We start from the raw sequence: 17,474 nt of genomic DNA, 5'->3' as shown, positions 1-17,474 counted from the left end.
ACCATTAGGATACCTTTGAGCTTCAGAAATGGAATCAATTAATATAGTTTTTCTCGCTTTCGTGAAGTACAAGGTAGGGTAGCACAGCTGTGCTACCCTAAAAATTTCTGTACCCCATACAATTGCGAAAGGCTATACACAAAAGTGGCTCAAAGTAGAAAATCAGAAGATAGGGGAGTTTTTCGATGCAAAATATTCTATTAACTTTAAAGAAAGCTCTACGTTCAAGCTTTTTGATTGTTAGCTTGATGATTTTCATCAGCTTGTCAGCTTCATTCATTTTCATTCAGCAGCCTAGTTATGCAACTACTCTTGAAGAATTGAAGCTCATACCTCCAGAGTATAAACCAACTCCAGAAGAAAAAATTAACCGCGCTAACGAATACGATCCAGGTGTTGGCGTTCAAGAAGAAGCACGACAAGAGGCTTACGAACAAGCGGTGAAAGATTCTCAAAATCTTGGAACTCTAGAGAAAGCTTACGAAAGAAATTTAAAGGCTGAAGGAAATTCTGAGCCGAATTTTCTTGATAAAGCTGGAGAGATAGTTGAAAAGGTGACAGGTAAGTAAAAATTGTAGTAACATTAAAAATTAAAATCCCGGTATCTCCAAGATACCGGGATTTTGATATATTTAATTATCAATCCTCTATTTATCGTTACTCAAACTCATCAATTGTGTCAGGAGGAGTAGGCTTGGCGTACTTGGCAATCCTCTTTTCATACCACTCCATTAAAGGAGTTGCACTAATTCCATGTACAATTACAGAAGCTACAATAGTAGTGTAAGTTATCCAGGAAATCTGTTCGCCAACTTCGCCTTCTAAGCCTTTACCAAAGGCATAGGCAAGATAATATAGAGAGCCAACACCACGAATCCCAAACCAACCAAATAACAAACGCGTTCCAGGATTCAAGGTGCGGCGGTGAGAATATATAGGACGTTTTCCTATGGTACTAATCCAGACTCCTAAAGGTCGGATAATTAAAAACAACAAAAATATTACTAACAAAGATTGAGCCGCATAATTTAACATGGGCTTGACTAATAATATCGACCCTAATATTAAAATTGTCCCGATTTCTAAGAGCTTTTCCATTCGCTCGATAAATTCTAATTGTTCTAGTGGTTTATCGGGATTTCTGTAACTGCGTTGAACCACTAAGCCAGCAACAAATACTGCTAAAAATCCATAACCATTAACAATTTCTGTCAGAGAATAAGTCAACAAAATTGTAGCGATCGCCACAAAATCTTCCATTAACTCATCAACCTGACGCCGTTTTTGAATTTTTTGATCTAACCAAACTATTGCTTTAGCTACAACAAATCCCATGACAATGCCAGCAGCGATCGCCCAAATTAAATCAACTAGAACCCACTGTTTAAACCAGCTACCCCAGTTATCTTCTTTAAGGGCATAAATCCCAAAATAAACAAACGGAAAAGCTAAAGCATCATTTAATCCACCTTCAGAAGTTAAACCAAAGCGTAACTCATCTTTATCTTTGACATCAGTCAATTGAACTTCCGAAGCTAATACTGGATCGGTTGGGGCGAGAATTGCTCCTAATAAAATCGCTTCTCCCCAATTCATACCTAAAAAGAATTTACCGACAGCAGCTAAAGCAAAAATTGAAATTGGCATTAAAAATCCAATGAGTCTGGCTGTAATTCCCCAAACTTCTAACCTGAGAGGGCGAACAATTCTTAAACCACAGCTAAACACGGAAATAATTACTACTAATTCTGTGATTTTTTCTAGTAATTCAGCATTGAACACTTCATCTCGACGTAGCTGAATCAGTCCAAAGCCATAAGGCCCTAAAAAAATACCAACAATTAGATAGATAATCGCAAACGAAAGAGGTAATCGAGAAATCCAACCCGACCCTAAGGTAACCGTTAATAAAAGTAGACCAATTATAAATAGGTCAATAATATAGATATCTACCATATGGAAAAGTATATAAAAATTAAGCGTTACCTTGTCAGCTTAGTTGCAATAGCTTCTAATTAGAAATAACCTGTAGGTAGATTTTAGGAAAAATGTATTAAAAGAAATACAGCAGATTTCAATTTTGTGAAATACACAACGATTAGTCTCAAAATCAGCTATTAAACCTGTTTTACTCCTCAATTATGATTCATGAATCCTCAATTTTGCTGTAATTAAGTAGATTCAGCGAAAATTACGAAATCAAGCAAAGCCAAGGTGAATACTTAAAATATTAAGAGTAGCTCCATAGGTTAGGCTACTAAGCAAGCCTGCTCGAATTTAACTAACTCAATCAAGTAAATAAATGCCATGAATGAGGAATTTTACAATAGAGGATTAGAAAAAGCTAAGCAAAAAGACTACGCCGGAGCAATTGAAGAATTTAACCATGCTTTACAATTAACGCCTTATTTTATCGAAGCTTATTTGCAACGGGGTTTGGCATACTATGACTCAGGAGCATTCCTCAAAGCTGCTTCAGATTATACTGAGGCTCTGAAGCTCAATCCTGAAAGTGTAGAAGCATATTATTGTCGTGCATTAGCAAGGCTGGCGCTAAAAAATTTGCCAGGGGCGTTGGAAGACGTTGAACGCGCCATTCGTTTCAATCTCAATTACGCTGCTGCTTATCAACTGCGGGGGATGGTGCGGCGCAAACAGGGTTATATTCAAGATGCGATCGCTAACTTTAAAAAAGCTGCTACGTTATATTTAGAGCAGCAAGACAAAGAAAATTGTCGCCTGTGTCTGGAACAAATTAAACAGCTACAACCCCAAGAATTACCCGCTGTGCAGCCATCGCATTCTGCAAATGCGCCGATTTTATCTACAAAAGAATATTTTACGCAATTATTAGAAAAGGCTGAAAAAGGAGATACCCAAGAGGCACTAGCAGATTTAAACTGGGTATTGAAAGCCGATCCGCAAGATGCCCAAGCTTACTGCTGTCGTGGCGTTGTCCGCTGTAAAATGGGCAATTATCGAGAAGCGATCGCAGATTTTAATCAAGCATTGCGACTAAATTTTGAGGATGCCATTGTCTACCGCAACCGAGGCAAAGCACGTTCTGTCTTAGGAGATCGTACAGGAGCGATCGCAGATCTCGATCGAGCAATCCAAATGCAACCAGAAGATGCTTTAGTCTATGTTGCCAGAGGTAATGTCTACCGAGCAATGGGCAACTATCTCGGTGCAATTCAAGATTACAGCCAAGCGCTGCAAATCAATCCTAATGATGCTCAAGCTTATTACAATCGGGGCATTGCCTATTCTTGCATCGAAGAAATGCAAAATGCTGTGGAGAATTATCAACGCGCCGCGAGTATTTTTTGCGAACGAGAAGACTGGGAAAATTATCAACAAGTCTTAAATAGCCTAGAAAAAATTCAAAAACTTAGTCCGCAGTTTAAAAAGCAAAATTATAACCTGCTACGTCAGCGACTTTTGCGAATGGTGGGGGGATATTGGGAAATCGCCGAACGATTAATTGAGAAAAAGCAGGATTATTATCCTGGAATGTCAGACGAGTGGTATTTACAAAAAGTAATTGAGGATTTAGAACGCGATCGCGGTATTTAGAAGATAAACACTACTATACAAATAAATTCACCCGTATAGTTATACGGGTGAAAATGCTAGCGATCGGTCGTTATTGTCCAAGAAAAGTAAAAGCACCTAAAATTAACAACGTTCCAAAGTTTAGTTAGATTGTGCCAGCTTTACGGCGACGACGCAATCCAAACATACTAACTGCTCCCACCGCAAACATTGACAAAGTAACAGATGGTTCTGGAACAGTAGCACCGATTAAGCCTTTAACATTGGCTTCACCGACATCAAGAACAACGATAACATCATTAAAGTCACGGTCAGAGCTTTCGTTCCACTTACCAGTTGCAGAATCTATCCCAGAAGCGTGTAAACCACCGTATAAATCCTCGAATGCCAGAATGATGTAGTTGTTGTAGGCATAAGCAACTGTGTGCTGTAGTCCGTCAGCATTAGAGGCAGTGTCTGTACCAAAGATATTAGCAGAGCTACCACGGTTGAGACCATCAGCTCTTAACCAGAAGTCCAGTTGAGTACCTGCGGTAAACTTACCAAGATTTACCCCATCACCGAATTTGAGTGCATTACCACCCCAACCACCAACGCATCCGTCTCCTTCACAAGAAATATCATTAAAAACTAGTCCAGACTTATTAGTAGTTCCTGCGGCATCGAAGGCTAACTGGTTTCTATAACCAGCACCCTCATTGATAAAGTAAACAGAAACATTGTGGTCGTATTTTAAGTTTAATTTAGTTGGGTCTAATTTAAACTGACCGCTGTTTGGAATTTCAATGCCTTCTGCTTGAACAAATTGTTGGAAAGGAGCGTCATTAAAACCAGTTTGAGACTTATTAAGTACTGTTGGCTGACTCCAAGAATCATTCCAAGTAAAACCAGAAGCAGATGCAGTTTCTACTTTAGATACTAATCCAGTCAATGTAGCTGTAGCAGCAATGAAAGCGGTGAATAAAGTACGTTTCATAACAGAGTCATTAAGTAGGGAAAACAATTTAGATAAGCCCTTTTGAGCAGCTATCTCTCTTATGTTGTCTCTTACTTCTAACAGCTAGGATTCTCGAAAGTCAATCTTGTTTTTGCGCTTTGTTCCTATATTCAAATAGTTCTTCATTTGAAGTATTTTTACCGAATAAATACTATTATTGATTCGCTAATACAGTGTTATTAGCACTGAGTGATTAAACTTATATATGATAAAAATTTGATGATAAGTTTATATGTTTTATGAAAACAAGATGTAGAAATTATAGAGTCAAAGGTTAAAACCTAAATCTCTAGGGATTTTCATTCAAACGAAGTACATAGGTAGAGTAGCAGCGTCATACGCATCAAGTTCACCCATGACCAATGGAGTTCGCGGCTATACAAACAAAGTTTATCTCCGTACTTACGTTGAGAAACGTAGCAGTCCATCAATCGACGAAATCTGAGTAAATAAGTTTGGAGTCAGAGGTTTAGCCTTTGTTTGAAACACTGAAGTGCTGACTACACACGACACTTTCATTGACTTGAAGTAATTTGCTTTGATTTTTTAACTTACTTTCCGTAGCTAGGGAGTAGAGAATGAGCCTTTTCACGCAATCGAACAGAGTCTTACAGAATCTAGAAGGTATGCCAAGGATGGGAGACAATTTATAGAGCTGTGCTTAAAGATGGCTGTCTTTGCTTGGACTTGATGAATATATTTTAAGGTTAAAATAATCAAGCTTTTCCAGAGCTACATCACACCCCTCGCAGATAGAATTTATATATGAACCCTACACAAGAAAAACTAAAAATTCAGTTTGAGCAGGCTTTAGTGGCGGCTTTTGGCCCTGACTTCGTTGGAATAGATCCAATCTTGGTTGCTGCAAGTAATCCTAAATTTGGTGATTATCAGGCAAATGTGGCTTTATCCCTGAGTAAAAAGTTAGGAAAGCAACCAAGATTAATCGCATCTGCCATAGTTGAGAAATTAGATGTATCGCAAATCTGCGAACCACCAGAAATTGCAGGGCCGGGATTTATTAATCTGAAACTGAAAACAACGTACCTGGAAGCACAACTGAATGCTATTCAGGCAGATTCCAGGCTAGGAATTCCCACGGCGAAGACACCCCAGCGGGAAATTGTGGATTTTTCTAGTCCAAATATTGCTAAAGATATGCACGTCGGGCACTTGCGTTCTACAATCATCGGTGATGCGATCGCTCGCGTTCTCGAATTTCAAGGACATGATGTACTGCGGTTAAATCATATCGGTGATTGGGGTACGCAATTTGGCATGTTAATTGCTTATCTGCGGGAAGTGTACCCCGAAGCTCTAACTACTGCTAATGCTTTAGATATCGGCGATTTAGTCACTTTTTACCGCCAAGCCAAACAGCGGTTTGATGCTGATGAAGCTTTTCAAGAAACAGCACGCCAAGAAGTCGTCAGATTACAAGCAGGTGCCCAAGATACACTCCATGCTTGGAAATTACTTTGCGAACAATCGCGGCAAGAGTTTCAAGTAATTTATGATTTGTTGGATATCAAGTTAATTGAACGCGGCGAATCTTTCTACAATCCCTTACTCCCAGGAGTTGTAGAAGATTTAGAAAAATCTGGATTACTAGTAGAAAACCAGGGGGCAAAATGCGTTTTTCTGGAAGGATTTACAAATAGGGAAGGCGAACCTCTACCTTTAATTGTGCAAAAATCCGATGGCGGTTATAACTACGCCACTACAGATTTAGCATCCCTCCGCTACCGGATTCAGCAGGATGAAGCAAAGCGGATAATTTATGTAACAGATGCTGGACAAGCAAACCATTTTGCTCAAGTTTTCCAAGTTGCACGCAAAGCCGGATGGATTCCCGATGATGTGGAATTAGTGCATGTACCCTTTGGGTTGGTGCTTGGGGAAGATGGTAAGAAATTCAAAACTCGTTCTGGGGATACTGTTCGGTTGCGAGATTTGTTAGATGAAGCTGTTGCGAGGTTTCGGGAGTTACTAGAGGCAAAAATTCAAGAAGAAGGTCGTAATGAAACTGAAGAGTTTAAAGCTCATGTTTCTAAAGTAGCTGGCATTAGTTCTGTTAAGTATGCTGACCTTAGTCAAAACCGCACTAGTAACTATATTTTTAGCTACGACAAAATGCTATCAGATAAGGGCAATACTGCGCCTTATATGTTATATGCTTATGCACGGATTCAGGGAATTAGCCGCAAGGGTGAAATTAACTTTCGAGAGTTAGGAAATAATGGCGTAGTATTAGAGCATGAAACCGAATTAGCGCTAGCAAAATATTTACTTCAACTCGATGAGGTTATTAATACTTTAGAGCAAGATTTATTGCCTCATCGTTTATGTGAATATTTGTATGAACTGAGTAAAAAATTCAATCAGTTTTATGACCGCGATCGCGGAGTTCGGGTACTGGATGCCGAGGAACCACAGCGAACATCCCGCTTGATTTTGTGTGATTTGACCGCTAGAACCTTGAAATTGGGATTATCTTTGTTGGGAATTCAGGTATTAGAAAGGATGTAATATAGGAATCTTATCAAAGAAGGGAATAGGGAACAGGCAACAGTTTTCTGTTCTCTATTCCCGCTTTTGGGGAGTAAGAGATAATTTTTCAGCTGAAATAACTATCAAAAAGTAAATTATGCAGTAACAATTACCAGCTTTGAAATAGTTGCAAAAGAGGGTTATGTGAATTTTACTGAAAGGTAGCTCAAAAATATTCTACAAAGTACCATTGAAAATTTGATTAGCAGTCAGGTTTAAATTTGGAAAAGTAGGGGATATAATACGTTCTAAATTCCTAAATTGAGCAACTTGATATTCTTCATCAACTAAATGATAAATAGAAATGGTTGGTTGTTTGGGGTTACCAATAAACTTTCTGGCTCCTAGAGGTGCATAATCAACGATCCAATATTCAGGAATTTTCATGGCTTCATAATTCCCTAATTTGGTGTAATAATCATCTTCCCAATTTGTACTTACAACTTCAATGACCAAAGGAATGGATTCGCTTTGAGTAACGGTAGACTCTTTTTCCCACAATTCCTCATTTTGCAAATTAGCATCGTTGATTAATACAATATCTGGCAAGTAACCCGATGATTTTCTGGGTGGTTTTACTAAAGCTGTTTTGGGAATAAAATATGGCAGTTTCAATCGCTTATATTCAACGGTAATTTCTCCTGCTAAAAATCCCGTAACTTTTTCATGCTTTCCACTCGATTGAGACATTTCTACAATTATCCCATCGTGTAATTCGTAACGTTTTCCGGTATTTTCTGGTAGCCATGCAATAAATTCCTCAAAAGTCAATAGTTTGGGTAAAGCTTGAGCCATATCAAAACCTCCACTTGTTTTGACTTTACCATTGCCAGTGTCGGGACTCATCAGTTTCGCATTAATACTAATGTGCGTTCTAAAACGTAATTTTAACTGTGGGGAGGTGGGGAGATGGAGAATAGAAATTTTGAAAGATAAATTAAGAGTTCAACTTAAGTTATTTTTTGTTTGTGTCCTTTGCGTCTTAGTGAAGCAGTTGTAGTCTTGACGCCTTGTATCGATTGCTAACTGCTGAACCCGAAGTGCAGTTATTTAATTTAGAATTAGTAGACTTGTAAAAGAGTATTTTGTTGGAGGCTGGCAAATGGTACGGACACCATCAAAAAACATAACTTTGGCAGAGTTTCTGATACTACCAGAAACCAAGCCTGCTAGTGAATACATCGATGGTCAAATTATTCAAAAACCTATGCCACAGGGAAAGCACAGTATAATTCAAGGTGAAATGGTTAGCATTATCAACTTAAGCGTCAAGCCCAAGCGAATTGCTCGTGCTTTTCCAGAACTACGGTGTACATTTGGTGGCAGATCGATTGTCCCAGATGTGGCTGTATTTAGTTGGGAGAGAATTCCCCGCGATGAAAATGGCCAAGTTGCTAACGTTTTCCAAGCCGCTCCCGATTGGACTATCGAGATTCTATCACCCGACCAAAGACAAACTAAAGTTACAAAAAATATATTACATTGTCTGAATTATGAAACACAAATGGGTTGGCTAATAGATCCAGAAGAACAAACGGTATTCGTCTATATACGCAATCAACAGCCAGTGATGTTAGATGAGCTAAAAGATTTACTTCCTGTCCCAGATTTTGCAAGTGAGTTGAAGCTGACGGTGGGAGATTTGTTTGGTTGGTTATTAGAGTAAAAACACAAAGTTAATTAGGAAATTTACTAGGTGCAGCAGATTTTATGGGTAGGAATTGGTTGTAAACGGGGAACTTCATGGCAATTAATTGATTTGGCAATTGAGAAAGTATTTGAAGAAAATCAAGTTTGCCAAAGTGCGATCGCGGGTATTGCTACCATCGATACTAAAGCCTCGGAAGTTGGCTTAGTAGAATTTTGCAACTTACGCAATTTGCCCCTAAAGGCTTTTTCTGCTGAGGTTCTTCGCTGTGTCTCGGTTCCCAACCCCAGCACAATTACCAAGCAACAAGTAGGTACGCCCAGCGTAGCAGAGGCAGCGGCTGTTGTTGCAGCTACTCAACTCAACTTTTTATTTACTGATTCTCTCTCTATTAGCGCAGAACAATTGCGGGTAAAATTGTTAGTTCCCAAACGAATTTTCCAGTTAAAAGGGCAATCAGGAGCTTTAACCCTAGCTGTTGCCCTAGCTGCTTACTGTGATTAACTTTTCTATTCAACAACTCTCAAAAGATAGTTAATAATGCTAGAAACAATTGCTAGCACGATTGAACCAAATAAAGCAGGTAAAAAGCCCTGAATCTCAAACCCAGAACCCGGAGTTAGGGCACTTGCTAGCCAAAGGGTTAAGGCATTAATTACTAATGTAAATAAACCAAAAGTTAGCAAGGTAATTGGAAAAGTTAAAATCCGCAAAATCGGTCTAATAAATGCATTAACTAGACCAATAACAATAGCAGCAACCAAGGCAGCTACAAAATTCTTAATAAAGAATCCCGGAACAATATTAGCAGTAATAAATAACGCCACCGCAGTACCGAACCAAGTTAATAAAAAGTGTCGCATAAGCTTTTTTAGAAGAATTAACCCTAAGTTAGGAGTCAGAATTCAGAATGGGCTACGCCCCGCTGCGCTAACAGAATTCAGGAGCAAGTCGCAGATGCTCCGCCAAGGCGTCAAAATTAGAATAGCCTCCTGCTGGCATCGAGAAATACTTTTTGTCCCAGTATCTTTATCGTATTCCACGATGTACCTAGTCAACTACCCAGCGACAATGCGATCGCATACAACCCCATTCCACAATTTCATCCCAAGACAAAAAGGACAAGGAAGAATTTACTCCCTCATCCCCTCATTTAAAGAGTTGAATAATTATGATTTTGAGTTCCCTAACGGCGCAAAAGAATTTCCCAGGTAGCCCCACCAGCTACGCCGTCAGGTTCTAAACCATAGCGCTTTTGTACAGCTTTGACAGCAGCCTCGGTTGTCGCCCCAAAGTCTCCATCGACATCGCCTTTTAAGTAACCAAGCTTTTTGAGTTGTTGTTGTAATCTCACAACTTCAGAACCACGTAAACCTACACGCAAAATTGGTAATCCTTCTGAGGTGTATTGAATACCAGGAGTTCGCTTAGTACTTGTATTGGACTGAGTTCGGGTTGTTTGCCTACTACGTGTGGTTGACTGGGTTCTAGTAGCTGATGTAGTACGATTCGACGTTTTTTGAGCTTGTCTGGGGTTAGCAGGCCTTGGTTCGGGACTAGTAGCAGCTTGTGTTGCAGCTTTTTTTGGTGGTTTGGTGCTTGTAGTAGCTTGTGTTGCAGCTTTCTTTGGTGGTTTGGGGTTGGTAGCAGCTTGTGTTGCAGCTTTCTTCGGTGGATTGGGTTTGGTGGGAACTTGGCTAACAGCCTGTCTTGGTGGGTTGGGATTTGCAACGTTGGTGGGGCTGTTAGCCTGGGTTGGAACGGGAAAATTTGTCGCTGAGTTAAATCTTTGCCCAGATGCTGGAGGTGTCGATCCTGCTACCGATTCTCTAGGAAACAGTCTTTGCCATGTGGTAGCATCAACGATGCCATCTGGATTTAAACCAGCTGCTTGTTTAAATCGAGAAACAGCACTAGCTGTATTTTCACTATATATACCATCTACTTCGCCAGAGTAAAAACCCAAAAGTCTCAAAGCTCCTTGAAGTTCAGATACACGTTCGCCTTGACTACCAACTTTCAGGGTAGGACGGCTGATACTATCTGCGGGGTTTACTTGGGCTATTTTTTGTGGAGCTGCAATTGATACTACAGGGGAAGCAATGAACAGAGGTGTAGTGGATAACAGGAGTATTTGAGTTGCTGATAAAGACTTAAATCTCTTTGTCCGCCAACCCTTTTGCCGTTTTTCCATTTTACAGCGATTTACAGTTGGATCTAGTAATTTTAAGTAACTCAAAATACTTGCTGTCAGGCTGCGTTGCATGGAATTTACTCCCAGAATATTCTGATGCTAATGGTACAGCCACTTGGTGTAAAAAACAGCTGTTGCACAAAGCGATGCCTCTAACAGACCACGCCTGATGCACATCATCTACGTTATGCGATCGCCCCATTAATTGCTGCTTCTTGGCCAAGTAAAGACACATAAGGTTCTTTTAAATATTGGGAAGCGGCGGCAATGGCATCTTGGGCATCCACAGCCGCAATCAATTCTTGGAACTTGATGTCAAAATCAATTCCTAACCCCAAAATCTCATACCAGCCGTATATCTGAGCAATCTGCCCGTTCGTTTGTTTACCCAAAGCATACTGCCCCAGAATCTTGTTTTTAGCAGCTTGCAGGGCGCTTGCGGATATTTCGGTGGTAGATAATAAATCTACTTCTGTACGCAATCCTTCTAAGGCTATGGTGGTATTTTCTGGTGCTGTACCCATATAAACTACAAACGATGCTGGGTATAGCCTAGTTGAGTAAAAAGCAGACACCTCGTAAGCTAAACCTCGTTTTTCCCGTAATTCGACAAATAAACGGCTAGAAAGCCCATTTCCCAAGTAGGTACACAGCAACTTCAATGGGGCATAGTCAGGAGAACTCACTGATGTGCCCATATAACCAAGCATCACAATTGATTGTTGCGTCTGTTGTGGCTTCAGTCTTACCTGTGGTTCGACCCTAATTTCAGGTAAATTGAGTGTTGGCACTGCTACTGCTGGAACTTGCCAATCGCCAAAAATATCTCTCACCAATGTTACTGCGTCTGTGGGTGTAACTCGACCGGCAATACTAATTACCAGATTATCGGGACGGAAATAAGTTTGATGATACTGCACTAAGTCCGCACGAGTTAAGCGGCTCATGGTTGTTTCATCTCCTAATACCGACATGGCATAGGGATGATTTTGGTACATTACCTGTCGCAATTGTTCAAAGGCCACAGTGAAGGGTTGCTCTTTTTGCGAACGAATATCTTGTAGTGCTAGACGCCGTTCTAGTTCCACTTGAACTTCGGGAAAAGTAGGCGATCGCAAAATCTGTCCTGCCAATGTTAAAATTTCGGCAAAATCAGATGTTACCGTCTTGAAAGATAGCAAAAAATAATCAGAGGTCGCATCTGCACTCAAACTCGCCCCCACAGACTCAACTTTTTCAGCAATTTCCAAGCTAGAAAGTCCATCGCATCCCTTTGTCATCACTGCTGATAGCAAATGTGCCAACCCTGCTTGCTCTTGGTTTTCGTTACAACTACCGGCACGTACAAAAATTCGCGCCGCAATAATGTCCGCAGCCGGGTTTTCTGCCACTAGCACGACAATGCCATTGTTTAATACAGTGCGATGAATAGGCGACTTTTGCAGCAAGGTTGTCATTTGTTATTTGTCCTTTGTCATTAGTCATTGGGCATTGGGTATGGGGCATGGGGCAAGCAGGGCAAGCAGGGCAAGCAGGGCAGGGAAAAGGTTAAAGGGAAAAGGGAAAAGGAATAAATTTAATCTTTTGCCTTTTCCCCTTACCCCTTTCCCTTTCCCCTTATCCTCTTCCATACCCCATGCCCCATGCCCGATACCCCATACCTAACACGGTTTAAGCACAGTAACGGCATAATTCTGTGGCGAGAGATACTGTTTCGCTAATTTTTGCAGTTGTTGGGCATCAAAAGACTGAATCTCCTGAGGATAAGCCACAGCTAATTCGGCTTGGGCTATTGTATTGTAGTATCCGTAAAGCCCTGTGAGTTGATTTGGTGTTTCAGTGGAAAAGGCATAATCGTTACATAATAGCCTGCGCGATCGCGCGAGTTCCTGTTGACTAATTTCCTGAGTCTGTAATTTATCTAAACAATCGCAAATCAAAGATTCTACTTTTTCTAAATTTTCTGGCTCCAACCAGGCAGTAATTGTAAATAAACTCGATTCCCGTTGCAAAGAAAAATTACTACAAATTCCCTGTACCAATTGCAATTCTTCTCGCAAATCGCGTACTAAACGCGAAGTGCGCCCTTCTGCTAATAACACGGACAACAAATCTAAGCCATAGGCAGTGCGGATTTCTTCTACTCCCGGTACAAGCCACGCCATTAACAATCGCGCTTGCTCTATGCGTGGTAAATATAGTTCTTGACGACGAATTTCTGTTATTATTGGCTGTGCAACTTTTTCAAACTGGGGACAATGAGAAGGTTCGGCAAAATCAGTAAATGAACGATTTATTAATTCCCAAGCTGGCTCTTGAGCTATGCCCCCTGCAATTACCACCGTCATATTTTCCGGTTGGTAGTGGGCACGGTGAAAGCAGCGCATTGCTTCTGGTGAGTGCTGCATCAGTTCTTGCTCAGTACCAAGCACAGAACGTCCGTAAGGGTGACGCCCATAAATGCTACTAATCAAGGCTTGGAATCCTATCCAGTCAGAATCGTCATTGCACGAACGGATTTCCTCTAGTACTACGTCCCGTTCGCGGCTAAATTCATCTTCTGGAATTGCCGCATTCAGCAGTAATTCTCCCAAGTACGGCAAGGTATCTTGCAAATAAGGCGCAGCTGTGGTAAGTGAATAATGAGCGTAATCATAGCTTGTTGCCGCATTACTGACGCCTCCCCGGTTTTCAACGTTGTGGTCGAACATTCCAGGGGGTAGTGTTGCCGTACCTTTAAAAATCATGTGTTCTAAAAAGTGTGCCATACCAAACCAAGGTTCTGGCTCTAGGCTTGTTCCAGCACGCACCCAAACATCCGCCACAACTACAGGGGTAGTGGGAATTTCTTGATGAATAAACGTTAAGCCATTGTCTAGTCGGAAGACCGAGGCTGGAAACACGGTATTAGTTATTTGTTGTGACAATTTTTTGTAGCTTTAACCACAATTTCATTCAATTGTGCGATTTTACCGCTGAATGTCACCTAAATTAGAATCATGTTATACAGATTTTGTTTTTATTAGCAGATATCGCTAAATTCAATAGACCTAACTCTTTTGTTAGTTGACAAAAATTTAGGTTATGGAGATGCTTCTGAGATTGATGGGAGCAAGCGCGAGCGATCGCAAGAAACTCTCTTACAACCCTATTGCTCAAAAAACTGTATTATCAACTACTATTTTTACGTCCGTAGAAGTTTTCAGTTTACTGATTATTGGCTGTTATGGTAGCCTACTACGCCATTTCTTGGGATCTTGAGAAGAGTGGAAAACTGCATAGACAATAATTGTAGTGTCCGAATGCTCATAGAAAACAACGTAAGGGAAGCGGCGAACTACAGCCCTTCTATAGCTTTGGTGAACTAGCTGATAAATTTCTGGATTTCGCCGAATCAACTGAATACAAGCATCTACGCAACGAAGAAATTCTTCACCCAAACCAACTTCGCGATCTTCATACCAGATATAAGCCTGAGCCACATCTTGTTCCGCCTCAGGCAGAATAATCAGATTTCTAAACGTCATATTCTCTACTACGAATTCGCTCCTTAACTGCTTCCCAGGAACTACCTGAATCAGGATTTTGTAAATAGGTTGCTTTTCTCTTAGCAAGTTCTTCTTTTTGCCAGTCAAGCACAGGAATTTGCTCTGGAACTTGGGCAATGCTATCCCATAAGTCTTCAACAAGCTGCAATTTTTCTGAGAGGGTTAACTCAAAAATCTGAGTGAACTCTGCGTTCATACCAACCTCGTTCAGCGACTAGCCATTTTTTTCTAAGTCTATCACTGACAACATTGATGCTTTAGGAATGGCCTTTTGAAAAGCTATTTGCTCCTTCAAGGACAAAGAATTGATTTCCTTATTAGAAGAAAATGCCCTCAAAGCAAGTTCAACCTCTGTAAAAACTAGTGTGCTTGAGTCCCCTAAAAACGCAAGCCAAGAGCTTACAAATTGGCTCCATAAATCTAGAAAGCTTGGGGGACTGACTAAAAAGTCGTATTTTCTGCCAATTCCAGTGGCACTTGTCGCAGTTATATAAGTTTTACTAATTTAAATAATTAAAGCTCCCAAATTCTAACTGAGTTTGGGAGCTAATAATTTTGAGTTCACCGCGACGCCGTTTTACCTAAGTTTATGACCTGGTTTTATCCAGGTGGGAACCTAAATTCCTCGTTTAAAGTTTCCGGGTACATGCCCGGTCTACTGCCACGAGAACGCTTGACTCCCTTTTCTTTAAAGGCATAGATCAAAAAACTTGATGGCAGTCACCAACGTCGTAGTGCAACTAACTCATTATAACTTTCAAAAAGATGTTGTGTGTTCAACATCGAAAGTTTCTCAAAAATTTACTTGGGATACCAGATAGATTCTATAGTCTGGGCAACAGCCATCGCCTGCTCTCGACTTTGATTATCCAGCAAAACTGTGACATGTCCCAACTTCCGCCCAGGACGCGATTGAGTTTTCCCATACCAGTGGACGTGGGCCTGGGGAATCTCTGCTATTTGTTGACGTTGGCTTTGGTAATCGCTGTCAGAATTTTCATACCCCAACAAATTCACCATCACAGCACCAGCACGCTGCAAACCAGGATTTCCCAACGGTAAACCACAAACTGCCCTTAGCTGTTGTTCAAACTGAGAGGTTTCACAGGCGTCGAGGGAAAAATGCCCAGAATTGTGGGTGCGGGGAGCAATTTCATTTACCAGCACTTTACCATCAGCAGTCAGAAATAGCTCAATTCCAAACACTCCTACTACTTGCAAGCTATTTAATAGAGTATGTGCGATCGCTTCTATTTCTGCTACTCGATCTGCCGAAATATCAGCTGGCGCAATCACTCTCCGACAAACTTGTTGTTCTTGTTGAGTTTCTACCACTGGATAGGTGACAATTTCTCCATTTAAAGAGCGAGCTGCTATGACTGCTAGTTCTCTTTCAAAAGGTACAAATTCTTCTAACAAAAAAAGCGATTGATTGGCAGTTTTTGTTATGGTTTCATAACTTAACTTTTCTTCTAAAGCCGCGAAATCTTTAATTATGAAGGTACCCTGACCATCATAACCGTGGCGTCGGGATTTAAGAACTACAGGAAAACCTAGATATTCTATTTTAGATTTGAGATTTTCTCTCTCTTCAACGGCGAAAAATTGCGGAACCGGTAAGCCTAAATCCCTTAAATAGGAACGCTGATGATGTTTATCTAAAAGAGGAGTTAATGCTTCTAATCTCGGACGAAAACAAACCCCTTGCTTTTCTAAAACAGATAAAGCATCTAAGTTAACAAATTCATTTTCAAAGGTGATGACTTCGCATTTTTTCGCTAATATTTCTGTAGCACTGGCATCATCTACCGGAGCGAAAACAATTTCCTGAGCGATGGACACCGCAGGATCGCTTTGGCTAGGAGTTTGTACTACTAATTCTACTCCTAGCTTGCGTGCTGCATCTGCCATCATCCAGGCCAGTTGTCCGCCACCAATTACACCTACACGTTTCATTAACATCCCAGAGAATCACGAGTTTGCACGCCTGTTTTGGAATTCACACCACCAGCTTTTGCACACAGTTCTTTGATTTGTGCTTTATCCAAAATTGCATCTGTAAAATCTGCACCGTCTATATTCACATCATTAAAGATGGCGCGGAGCAGAAGGGCTTCTTTCAGAACTGCATCGCTCAAATCGGCCTTAGTCAAGTTTACCTGATCGACCATTGCATTCGTTAAATCGGCTGCGTGGAGATTTGCTTGTGTCATAACTGAAGCACTCAATACTGCTCCCCGCAAGTCAGCGTTTGTAAAATTAGCCAATTCCATATTGGCGTTAGAAAACTCCGCAGCTTGCAAACTTTGACCAGAAAAATCACGTCTTGACAACTCTGCATTACTAAATGACAGTGGATGAGTCCAGTCTACCGCCAGTGCAGGATGAGCCACGCACCAGACAAGAATCGCCAAAAGTAACGCCAATCCTCGCCGCCAAAACATATCGAGAGCCAATTTGGTGTATAATTGCTGCATTGTAACCTTACCGCATTTTGACTGTTGACTGTTGACAGCCTAAGTTATTTAGACCAGCAATCCTGCTGCTAAATTTGGGGAATCTATAAATTTCCCTGCTTAATATTTTGTAACCTAAAAACAGGCATCGCTTCTCACTGCGAGCAAAATTATTTATCCGACTATAGGCACAAAGCAGCGATCGCTTGGGTGTAATGGAGAGGGCGATGTCTACGCCACATCATAAGTAGGTGGACACAATTATTTATAAGAGGTATTTCGACTCCGCTCAATGCTCAGTAGTCTGACTAAAAGAGGGTTGAGCGCAGTCGAAACCCGGTAATTAAGTTAGGTTTCATTTAGTCGTTCAACTTACCAACAAAATTATTACCGAAGGCTGATATGAGTAACTTTCTTTTTTTTTAACTATTAAGAAATGATTTCAAGCAATATCTACCAATAGCTAGATCTATGCCCTTTGATTTATTTACAATTCTTGATTTCAAAATTTGGTTTTTCAGATATA

General features: G+C 40.7%; 16 protein-coding genes and 1 other RNA gene. 5 read left to right on the top strand and 12 right to left on the bottom strand.

The annotated features are described in order from the left end of the window. Positions 1 to 185: 185 nt before the first annotated feature. Positions 186 to 569: a hypothetical protein gene (locus tag NSTC745_RS05980; RefSeq protein WP_445636326.1), complete on the top strand. Its 384-nt coding sequence runs from the start codon at positions 186 to 188 to the stop codon at positions 567 to 569. Between the two features lie 88 nt (positions 570 to 657). On the opposite strand, the gene NSTC745_RS05975 is transcribed toward NSTC745_RS05980, so the two are convergent. Next, entirely contained in the window at positions 658 to 1,956 is a 1,299-nt protein-coding gene (locus tag NSTC745_RS05975; RefSeq protein WP_445636325.1) for a cation:proton antiporter, read from the bottom strand. Between the two features lie 351 nt (positions 1,957 to 2,307). Between NSTC745_RS05975 and NSTC745_RS05970 the strand changes: the two genes are divergently transcribed. Beyond that, the gene (locus NSTC745_RS05970) at positions 2,308 to 3,576 is read left to right on the top strand and encodes a tetratricopeptide repeat protein (RefSeq protein ID WP_445636324.1); all 1,269 of its coding nucleotides are present in this window, start codon (positions 2,308 to 2,310) and stop codon (positions 3,574 to 3,576) included. Between the two features lie 124 nt (positions 3,577 to 3,700). On the opposite strand, the gene NSTC745_RS05965 is transcribed toward NSTC745_RS05970, so the two are convergent. Next, a complete protein-coding gene (locus tag NSTC745_RS05965; protein WP_445636323.1) occupies positions 3,701 to 4,531 on the bottom strand; it encodes a DUF4114 domain-containing protein in 831 nt (276 codons plus the stop codon). A 786-nt stretch (positions 4,532 to 5,317) separates the two neighbouring features. Here NSTC745_RS05965 and argS point away from each other — a divergent pair. Next, complete coding sequence (gene argS / locus NSTC745_RS05960) at positions 5,318 to 7,081, top strand: arginine--tRNA ligase (RefSeq protein WP_445636322.1); 1,764 nt, start codon at positions 5,318 to 5,320, stop codon at positions 7,079 to 7,081. A gap of 198 nt (positions 7,082 to 7,279) precedes the next feature. Here the strand turns inward: argS and NSTC745_RS05955 are convergent, their stop codons facing one another. Further along, positions 7,280 to 7,897 (bottom strand): Uma2 family endonuclease, encoded by a 618-nt coding sequence (locus NSTC745_RS05955; RefSeq protein WP_445638540.1) that lies wholly within the window; start codon positions 7,895 to 7,897, stop codon positions 7,280 to 7,282. A gap of 307 nt (positions 7,898 to 8,204) precedes the next feature. Here NSTC745_RS05955 and NSTC745_RS05950 point away from each other — a divergent pair, with 307 nt between their 5' ends. Beyond that, the gene (locus NSTC745_RS05950) at positions 8,205 to 8,768 is read left to right on the top strand and encodes a Uma2 family endonuclease (RefSeq protein ID WP_445636321.1); all 564 of its coding nucleotides are present in this window, start codon (positions 8,205 to 8,207) and stop codon (positions 8,766 to 8,768) included. 30 nt (positions 8,769 to 8,798) lie between these two features. After that, positions 8,799 to 9,254 carry a cobalamin biosynthesis protein gene (locus NSTC745_RS05945; protein WP_445636320.1) on the top strand — a complete coding sequence of 152 codons (456 nt, stop codon included), beginning with the start codon at positions 8,799 to 8,801 and terminating at the stop codon, positions 9,252 to 9,254. Positions 9,255 to 9,259: 5 nt separating this feature from the next. On the opposite strand, the gene NSTC745_RS05940 is transcribed toward NSTC745_RS05945, so the two are convergent. The 9 genes from NSTC745_RS05940 to NSTC745_RS05900 all read right to left on the bottom strand — a co-directional run bounded on the left by NSTC745_RS05940 (position 9,260) and on the right by NSTC745_RS05900 (position 16,936). Further along, the gene (locus NSTC745_RS05940; RefSeq protein ID WP_445636319.1) at positions 9,260 to 9,613 is read right to left on the bottom strand and encodes a phage holin family protein; all 354 of its coding nucleotides are present in this window, start codon (positions 9,611 to 9,613) and stop codon (positions 9,260 to 9,262) included. 323 nt (positions 9,614 to 9,936) lie between these two features. Continuing rightward, a complete protein-coding gene (locus NSTC745_RS05935; RefSeq protein ID WP_445636318.1) occupies positions 9,937 to 11,016 on the bottom strand; it encodes a peptidoglycan-binding protein in 1,080 nt (359 codons plus the stop codon). 113 nt (positions 11,017 to 11,129) lie between these two features. Then, a complete protein-coding gene (locus tag NSTC745_RS05930) occupies positions 11,130 to 12,401 on the bottom strand; it encodes a M16 family metallopeptidase (protein WP_445636317.1) in 1,272 nt (423 codons plus the stop codon). 204 nt (positions 12,402 to 12,605) lie between these two features. Further along, positions 12,606 to 13,847, bottom strand: a complete 1,242-nt coding sequence (locus NSTC745_RS05925) for a M16 family metallopeptidase (RefSeq protein WP_445638539.1) — start codon at positions 13,845 to 13,847, stop codon at positions 12,606 to 12,608. Between the two features lie 321 nt (positions 13,848 to 14,168). After that, positions 14,169 to 14,471: a type II toxin-antitoxin system RelE/ParE family toxin gene (locus NSTC745_RS05920; RefSeq protein ID WP_445636316.1), complete on the bottom strand. Its 303-nt coding sequence runs from the start codon at positions 14,469 to 14,471 to the stop codon at positions 14,169 to 14,171. Then, positions 14,461 to 14,688 (bottom strand): addiction module protein, encoded by a 228-nt coding sequence (locus NSTC745_RS05915; protein ID WP_445636315.1) that lies wholly within the window; start codon positions 14,686 to 14,688, stop codon positions 14,461 to 14,463. Before NSTC745_RS05915 ends, NSTC745_RS05920 begins: the two co-directional genes overlap by 11 nt. A 361-nt stretch (positions 14,689 to 15,049) precedes the next feature. Beyond that, positions 15,050 to 15,233: non-coding RNA, 6S RNA (gene ssrS, locus NSTC745_RS05910), on the bottom strand. A gap of 60 nt (positions 15,234 to 15,293) precedes the next feature. Beyond that, positions 15,294 to 16,448 carry a 5-(carboxyamino)imidazole ribonucleotide synthase gene (locus tag NSTC745_RS05905; protein ID WP_445636314.1) on the bottom strand — a complete coding sequence of 385 codons (1,155 nt, stop codon included), beginning with the start codon at positions 16,446 to 16,448 and terminating at the stop codon, positions 15,294 to 15,296. Then, entirely contained in the window at positions 16,448 to 16,936 is a 489-nt protein-coding gene (locus NSTC745_RS05900) for a pentapeptide repeat-containing protein (RefSeq protein WP_445638538.1), read from the bottom strand. The genes NSTC745_RS05905 and NSTC745_RS05900 overlap by 1 nt, the downstream gene beginning before the upstream one ends. Positions 16,937 to 17,474 lie beyond the last annotated feature (538 nt).

Source organism: Nostoc sp. DSM 114161 (assembly GCF_052692665.1).
Note: the sequence above shows the minus strand (reverse complement) of the source record. Positions and strands in the feature narration are given on the sequence as shown.